Below are 7,809 nucleotides of genomic sequence, written 5' to 3' on the forward strand. Positions count from 1 at the left end.
GGGAAGTCGGCGCAGAAGGTGGGGAAGTGGGCGCAGAGCTAGGGGAGCGGGGCGCAGAAGGTGGGGAAGTGGGCCCATAGCCAGGGGAGCGGGGCGCTGAAGGTGGAGAGGCCGCGGGGGTGACGACCCTGCGGAGGTGACGGCGCAAGCTGCGCGAGGAAGAAGGGGAGAGAGTCAGGGCGGGGCGGCCAGGGCGCGGGCGGTCAGGGCGGGGGCGGTCAGGGCGCGGAGGGGGAGTGGGCGCGCTGAGCGGAGTCGGCTTCCCTGCTGGCTTGGGCGGCGGCGATGAGCTTCATCATGGACCCGTGGAGCTCTTCCGCATCTTCCCGGGTGATCCCGAGACGGGCCATCATCGTCACGGGCACCGCGAGGGCCTTCTCCCGGAGAGCCCGGCCCGCCGGAGTGAGGGCGACGTCGAGGGCTCGCTCGTTGCCGACCTGGCGCGCGCGAGTCACGAGCCCGGCGTCCTCGAGGCGCTTGAGCAGCGGCGTCATGGTCGCAGGCTCCAGGAGGAGGGCTTCGCTCACGTCGCGGACGGTACGGGGACTCCGTTCCCAGAGCGCGAGCATCACGAGGTATTGCGGGTGGGTGAGGCCCATGGGCTCGAGCACGGGCCGGTACGCGGCGACGACGCTGCGGCTCGCAACGCTCAGGGCGAAGCAGAGCTGGCGCTCGAGGAGGAGGTCGTCCTCGTCCACTCGGCCGCCCTCGGGCGCGTTCTCGGTCGCTCGACTCACGGTTTCCTCTCGTAGTTAGTGCACTAATAATGAGGTTACTATGGATGGAACGTCCGGGATGGAGGCGTCCTGGAGGGAGGAAGGAAAGGGCCATGCCTGAAGAGAACTTCGTCCAGCGGTTCATGCGCGCTACCGGCAAGCTTCGCTACTTCTTCGGCCCGGCTCATCGCGGAACGACCGAAGGGGACATGACGGCCGCGAACAAGGCCCTCCTCGCCCAGCGGGAGGCGGAGGCGCTTCAGTGGGAGACCGTCACGCGGCCCGACGGCAGCACCTACGTCGTTTCGAAGGACCCGAGCGACCGTTCCCTGCGCTGATCCGTACGCTGATCCGTCCCTGCGCTGATCCGTCCCTGCGCTGATCCTGCCCTGCAGCCACCTGAGACGCACATCACACCGGGCGTACAATGGCCCGCAGCGGAAGGGGGTGAAAACATGCCCGATTCGCAAGAGAGGAAGGCCGAGACGCCGAAGGTGCATGAGCACCACGTTCTCGACAGGTTCATGCATGTGACCGATCAAGCGGTCAAGATTTTGGTCCAACCGCATCGCGGAGACATCAACTCCCCCGTGGTCCACAAGCACGACGTCTTCGAAGATGCGTCGGAGGAGGACCTTCGCGGCTTCGAAGTCGTCACCGACTCGGAGGGCCACCACTACGCGGTCAGAAAAGAGCATCACTGAGGCTCCGTAGGTTGCATGGTCGATGCCGCAGCAAACGGGAGGCCCCAGCAGGCGGATGAGGCCGCAGGTGACAACCTGCGGCCTCATCCATGTGGCAGGGTCTCGGCGCCTCGGCTAGCGCCCCGTTCCCCCGTAAACGGTCGCCTGAGTGTCGACGTCGAGGTCGAACGCCGTGTGGATCGCACGCACGGCGGCGTCGAGAAGGTCCGCCCGGGTCACGACCGAGATGCGAATCTCCGAGGTCGAGATCATGTCGATATTGATCCCCGCATCGGAGAGGGCCTTGAAGAATGTGGCAGAGACGCCCGGGTGCGAGCGCATCCCGGCACCGATGAGCGAGAGCTTGCCGATCTCGGCGTTGTACTCGATGTCCTCGAAGCCGATCTCGTTCTGAGCGGCCTTGAGGGCGTTGAGTGCGTTCGCTCCCTCGATGATCGGGAGCGTGAACGAGATGTCCGTCTTGCCCCGGCCGAACGTCGAGACGTTCTGCACGATCATGTCGATGTTCGAGTTCGCCCGCGCGATCACCTGGAAAATCGCTGCCGCCTTGCCCGGGATGTCCGGGACGCCGACCACGGTGACCTTGGCCTCGGAGCGGTCGTGCGCGACGCCGGAGATGATGGGCTGTTCCAAGGCGACTCCCTCGCTGATCGTGAACTTGTCCTCGGGGGAGGGCAGCACCCACGTCCCCTCGTTGTGGCTGAACGAGGACCGCACGTGCAGCGGAACCCCGAAGCGGCGCGCGTACTCGACGCAGCGCAGGTGAAGGATCTTGGCGCCCGAGGCTGCGAGTTCGAGCATCTCCTCGCTTGAGATCGTCTCGATCTTGCGGGCGGACGGGACGACGCGCGGGTCCGCCGTGTAGACGCCGTCGACATCCGTGTAGATCTCGCACACATCCGCATCAAGCGCCGCAGCGAGCGCGACCGCCGTCGTGTCCGAACCGCCGCGGCCGAGCGTCGTGATGTCCTGGCTCTCCCGGCTCATGCCCTGGAACCCGGCAACGATGGCGATGTTCCCCTTGTCGAGCGAGGTGCGGATGCGGTGAGGGTCGACGTCGATGATCCGCGCTTTGCCGTGGGTGCCGTCGGTGATCATGCCGGCTTGCGAGCCCGTGAACGACTGTGCCCTGTGACCGAGCCTGTTGATGGCCATCGCGAGGAGGGCCATCGACATGCGCTCACCCGCGGAGAGCAGCATGTCCATCTCCCGCGCGGGCGCGCTGTCCGTGATCTGGGCCGCGAGGTCGAGGAGTTCGTCGGTCGTGTCGCCCATGGCGGAGACGACGACGACGACCTCGTGCCCCGCCTCGTGATAGTCCACGACCCGCTGGGCCACCCGCTTAATGCCTGCCGCGTCCGCGACGGACGAGCCGCCGAACTTCTGGACGACGAGTTGCTTGGCGGGCAGCACAGGCGGCAAGGACATGCGGGCACACTCACAGGTGATGTAGGAAGCGACAGAGATTCGCGGAACATTCTATCGCCACGCCCGCACGCCCATGCCTTCTGTGACGTCAGCGGACAAGCTCGGGGTAGTGAAGGCGTGCGGTTTCCGGGTGTGCCCGGAGCCAGCCCTTCAGGACGTTTTCGCCATACGTCGAGAGCATCGGGTTGTCGGGATCGTCGGAGACCCCGCGCGCCTCGGCCGCGAGGTCCGCCGGAAGCTCGACCTTCTCGATCACGGCGTCGAGGCGAGGCGACCAGAAGAACGGAACCGAATAGCGGTCGACGCCGGCGGGCGGCGCGGTGACGCGGTGGATGGTCGCCATGAGGTACCCGTCGGTCGCGACTTCGAGCATCTCGCCGAGGTTGACGACGAGCGCCCCCGGGGTCGGCGGAACATCGATCCATTCCTCCTGCCCGTACGGCTTGACTTCGAGGCCGCCCACTGAATCCTGGAGCAGGAGGGTCACGAAGCCGTAGTCCGCGTGCGAGCCGACGCCCTGGTCCCCTGCCTCGGGAACCACCCCGCCGCCCACGTAGTGCACGAGCTTGCCCATCCAGGCCGGCGTGCCCGAGAACTTCTCGTCGAAGTGGTCCTCCGGCAGACCGATCGCGACCGAGATCCCCGCGAGCAGCTCGGCCCCGACGTGGGACATGAGCTCCGCCCACTCCATCGCGGCCTTCTCGAGCTCCGGGTACGCGGACGGCCACTGGTTGTGTCCCTGCAGCCGCAGGAAGGGCTGATCCTTCGGCACGTCCGCGAGCTGTTCCCGATCCGGCCCGTAGTCGATCTGCTCTCGGGAGTCGGCGCGCCCCTGCGTCACCTCTGTGCCGAGCCTCGTGTATCCGCGGAACTGGGCCGAGGAACGGTTGTCGAGGGCGAGGCGGTCTTCGAGCGGTAGCTGGAAGAACTTCGCGACGGTGTCGAGGAGCTCTTGGTCTTGGCCGGGCCGGCCTCCGTAGCCAACCACCTGGAAGAAGCCGACGTTGTGGGCTGCGTCTCGGAGCGCCTCGAGGAAGTCTGGCGTGAACTGCCCGCTATCGTCCTTCGCGGTGGCGAGGTCGAGGATGGGCACGGATGTGCGTGGTGTGCTCATGCCTCCAGCATGCTCCTGCCCCCGTTGAGAGCGTAACGTTCTGTCACACTTCAAGCGGTCCGAAGCTCAGCCGATCGCGCTGCGCCTGCCCTCGAACGCCCTTCCGAGGGTGATCTCGTCCGCGTATTCGAGGTCGCCGCCGACGGGTAGGCCGGAGGCGAGACGCGTCACCTTGATCCCAATGCTCTGCAGCATGCGCGCCAGGTAGGTGGACGTCGCCTCGCCCTCGAGGTTGGGGTTGGTCGCGATGATGATCTCCGTGACGGCGTCGTCGTTGAGGCGGCCGAGGAGCTCACGGATCCGAAGCTGGTCGGGACCGATCCCGGCGATCGGGTTGATCGCGCCGCCGAGGACGTGGTATCGACCGCGGAACGCGCGGGTCCGTTCGACTGCGACGACGTCCTTGGACTCCTCCACCACGCAGATGACGCTCGGATCTCGGCGCGGATCGCGGCAGATCGAGCAGGTCTCCTGCTCCGACACGTTGCCGCAGATCTGGCAGAACTTCACCCGTTCCTTGACGGTGGTGATGGCGGCGACGAGGCGCTTCATGTCGTCGGCGTCCGCCTCCAGAATGTGGAAGGCGAGCCGCTGGGCGGATTTCGGTCCGATGCCAGGGAGCCTGCCGAGCTCGTCGATCAGATCCTGGACTGCGCCTTCATACACCCCACTACGCTACCGCCTCCGGCTCCCGCTGCTGCGCGCCCCGCTGCTGCGCGCCCGGCTGCTGCGCGCCCGGCTAACGAGGCGGGAGGACGGTGCCGTCGAGCGACCGCTCCTCGACGAGCTTTCCGCCGAGGATCCGCTCCACGGCAGCGCGGCCGAACAGGCCCGACGCTTCGACGGTTTCGTCGTCCGCGCTGGGAATGTCCTCGACGATCGGCTGCGACCGGACCGCAGCCGCCTGCACCTTCGCCTGTTCTTGAGCCTGCTGCGCCGCCCGCCTTGAGAGCCGCTGGTACATGCTCAGGTTTCGGCCGCCGTCGTCGGCTTGGCCTTCGGCGGGTGCCGGGTGCGGCACCCGCGCCGAGCCTGGCTGTTCGTGCCGCGCGGGCTGTTCGGGGCGCGCAGGCGGCTGCGCTGCGGCGGGAGCGTACGACGGCGGGACGTCGCCTTGCGGGGATGGCCTTCCCTCGTCAGCGCCGGACCCCGTGTTGGGCTCGCTCCCCACTGACCAGACGCCGGGAGCGGACTCCCGAGCGTAGGCCCACGGATCCCTTGCGGTTGGCTCGGCGGTGCGCGGTTGCCCGGCGGCCAGGTCCGGGGCGCTCACATCGTCTCCGGCCGGTTCCATGGCGCCGTGCACGGGAGATCTGGGCACGCGTGGAGCCGACGGGCGGCTCCGCCCCTCATCTTCCGGAAGTGGTTCGTCCCACTCGGCCGGTGGCTCGTCATCGGCGTACGGGATGTCGGCGTACGGGTCATCGGCGTACGGGTCATCGGCGGGTTGAACGCCTGTTGGCTGAACGCCTGCGGGTTGAACGCCTGCGGGTGGCCCGGATTCCGGCTGCTGATGCGTTCCGCCGTCCCGCCCCCAGCGGGTGGCTTCGGGGGCGGGTTCCGTCATCGAGTCCATCTCCGGCGCTGCCGGACTGCTCGTGGCACCATCACCGGCCGGGGGCGGGGCAGGGGCGAGGCCCCAGGCGATGTCGGCGGCCGACGGAGCCGCCGATGGAGCCGTCGACGGAGTTCGTGCTGGTGCCGTGGCGGGTGCGGGCTGGCTTGCATCCGGGCCGCTCTGGGTGCTGTGGCCGGTTCTGCCGGTCTCGTCGCGGGGGGTGCTCGGCCCGGGACCGGCCCCCGCTTCACGAGCTGGTTCGGGAACCGGAGGCGTTTCAGGCGCACGGGAGTCCCCGGGACTATCAGCCAGCGCTTTTGGGCCTGCGTCAACTCCCCTCGCAGCGACCGGAACGGGCCCGTTTCCGCCGGTCGTCGCGTCGATCTGGACATCGACGCCGAGCACTTGCTGCACCGCGCGACGGACGTTGTCCGGGTGATCGCCGCGGGAGAACGAGTTGACCGACCCGGAGTTCGCGAAAGCGAGCGTGAGCGTCCTCCCGTCGAACCCGGCCACGTTCGCGTTCTGGCTCACGAGGATCCATGTCAGGCGCTTGATGGCCGTGAGCGCCTCCAGCACCTCGGGCCACGCACGACGGAACATCTCTACGCTGCCCGAGCCGCCGCCTGTGGCGCCTACTGGTGCGCTCGGCTCCGGACGGGGCTGCTCGGGCTCCGGACGGGGCTGTTCGGGCTCCGGACGGGGCTGCTCGGGCTCCGGACGGGGCTGCTCCGCGGCCGGAGCAGCGGGGGGCGCAGATTCTTGGGCCGCCGGCACAGCATCCGGGGGTGCCGGAGCAGATTCTTGGGCCGCCGGCACAGCTTCCTGGGGCGCTGGCGCAGCCACAGGGGCCGCGGGAGCGGGCTCCGCGGGCGGAGCGGGGGCGGCAGCCGGAGCGGAAGCCGCCGACTCGGAACGCGCCGGGGGAGGCACGGCCGCTGCGGCCTCTGGAAGCGCACGCGTCTCGCCATGCTCAAACGAGAGCCGGCGCTCGAGCCGGTCGAGCCGCGCGGCCACGCCGTGATCGCTGTCGGCGCCGGGCAGCATGAGCCGTGCGCAGAGTAGCTCGAGATGGAGCCGAGGCGAGGAGGCGCCCGTCATCTCGTTGAATGCCGCATTCGTGATGTCGGCCGCGCGCGAGAGTTCGGCCGCCCCGAGGGACTGCGCCTGCGTCCGCATGCGGGCGAGCTGGTCGGCGGGAACTCCACGGAGGATTGACTCGGCCGCCTCCGGCACGGCCTGGACGATGATCAGGTCGCGGAACCGCTCGAGGAGGTCCTCGACGAACCGGCGCGGGTCGTGCCCGGTCTGGATGACCCGGTCCACGGCTCGGAAGACGGTCCCGGAATCGCCCGCGGAGACGGCGTCGACAACGTCGTCGAGCAGGGCGGCGTGCGTGTACCCGAGGAGGGCGACAGCGAGCTCGTAGTCGATCCCGGCCGCTCCCGCGCCGGCCATGAGCTGGTCGAGCACGGAGAGGGAATCGCGGACCGAGCCCCCGCCCGCGCGGACGACCAGGGAGAGGACTCCCGGCTCGACGGCCACGTGTTCCTCGGAGCACAGCTTCTCGAGGTAGGCCATGAGCGGCTCGGGCGGCACGAGCCGGAACGGGTAATGGTGGGTGCGCGAGCGGATCGTGCCGATGACCTTGTCCGGCTCGGTCGTCGCAAAGATGAATTTGATGTGCTCAGGCGGCTCCTCGACGATCTTGAGGAGCGCGTTGAAGCCCGCCGACGTGACCATGTGGGCCTCGTCGATGATGAAGATCTTGTAGCGGTCCCGAACGGGGGCGAACGTGGCGCGCTCGCGCAGGTCCCGCGCGTCGTCCACGCCGCCGTGGCTCGCGGCGTCGATCTCTATGACGTCCAGCGAGCCGGCGCCGCCGCGGGCCAGCTCGACGCAGCTGGGGCACACGCCGCACGGCTCGGGGGTGGGGCCCTGCTCGCAGTTGAGGCAGCGCGCCAGGATGCGCGCCGAGGTGGTCTTGCCGCAGCCGCGCGGCCCGGAGAACAGGTAGGCGTGGTTGACGCGGTTCTTCCGCAGCGCCGTCATGAGCGGCTCGGTGACGTGCTCCTGCCCGATCACGTCCTGGAACGTGTCCGGCCGATACCGGCGGTAGAGGGCAGTCGGAGAACTCACAGAGAAAACCCTACCAATCTGCACCGACCCTCAGAGGCGGTTATCCACAGGTATGAAAAGGCCCCTCATGCACCCGCCAGAGCCCACCTACCCTTGCTACCTTCCGGTCCTGGGGGAGTTCAGCAGGATGACGCCACATGAGGGGCTGGA

Annotated in this window: 7 protein-coding genes and 1 other RNA gene; 2 read left to right on the forward strand and 6 right to left on the reverse strand. The window is 68.7% G+C overall.

What is annotated here, in order from left to right; genetic code table 11:
• Window positions 1-218 precede the first annotated feature (218 nt).
• The gene (locus tag V7053_RS16655; RefSeq protein ID WP_334173391.1) at window positions 219-737 is read right to left on the reverse strand and encodes a MarR family winged helix-turn-helix transcriptional regulator; all 519 of its coding nucleotides are present in this window, start codon (window positions 735-737) and stop codon (window positions 219-221) included.
• A gap of 92 nt (window positions 738-829) precedes the next feature.
• On the opposite strand from V7053_RS16655, the gene V7053_RS16660 reads away from it, so the two are divergent.
• Both V7053_RS16660 and V7053_RS16665 read left to right on the forward strand, forming a co-directional pair.
• A complete protein-coding gene (locus tag V7053_RS16660) occupies window positions 830-1,054 on the forward strand; it encodes a hypothetical protein (RefSeq protein WP_334173392.1) in 225 nt (74 codons plus the stop codon).
• Window positions 1,055-1,171: 117 nt separating this feature from the next.
• Complete coding sequence (locus V7053_RS16665) at window positions 1,172-1,420, forward strand: hypothetical protein (protein ID WP_443022657.1); 249 nt, start codon at window positions 1,172-1,174, stop codon at window positions 1,418-1,420.
• A gap of 114 nt (window positions 1,421-1,534) precedes the next feature.
• Here the strand turns inward: V7053_RS16665 and V7053_RS16670 are convergent, their stop codons facing one another.
• From V7053_RS16670 to ffs, 5 genes are all read right to left on the reverse strand, one after another.
• Window positions 1,535-2,848, reverse strand: a complete 1,314-nt coding sequence (locus V7053_RS16670; RefSeq protein WP_334173393.1) for an aspartate kinase — start codon at window positions 2,846-2,848, stop codon at window positions 1,535-1,537.
• Between the two features lie 88 nt (window positions 2,849-2,936).
• On the reverse strand, window positions 2,937-3,962 hold the full coding sequence (locus tag V7053_RS16675; RefSeq protein WP_334173394.1) for an isopenicillin N synthase family dioxygenase: 1,026 nt from the start codon (window positions 3,960-3,962) through the stop codon (window positions 2,937-2,939).
• A gap of 66 nt (window positions 3,963-4,028) precedes the next feature.
• Complete coding sequence (gene recR / locus V7053_RS16680) at window positions 4,029-4,628, reverse strand: recombination mediator RecR (protein WP_241055848.1); 600 nt, start codon at window positions 4,626-4,628, stop codon at window positions 4,029-4,031.
• Window positions 4,629-4,701: 73 nt separating this feature from the next.
• Entirely contained in the window at window positions 4,702-7,659 is a 2,958-nt protein-coding gene (locus V7053_RS16685; protein WP_334173395.1) for a DNA polymerase III subunit gamma and tau, read from the reverse strand.
• Window positions 7,660-7,712: 53 nt separating this feature from the next.
• An RNA gene (ffs, locus tag V7053_RS16690) (signal recognition particle sRNA small type) lies at window positions 7,713-7,809 on the reverse strand.

It is taken from the genome of Sinomonas sp. (assembly GCF_036848755.1).
In the GTDB taxonomy this organism is placed as follows: domain Bacteria; phylum Actinomycetota; class Actinomycetes; order Actinomycetales; family Micrococcaceae; genus Sinomonas.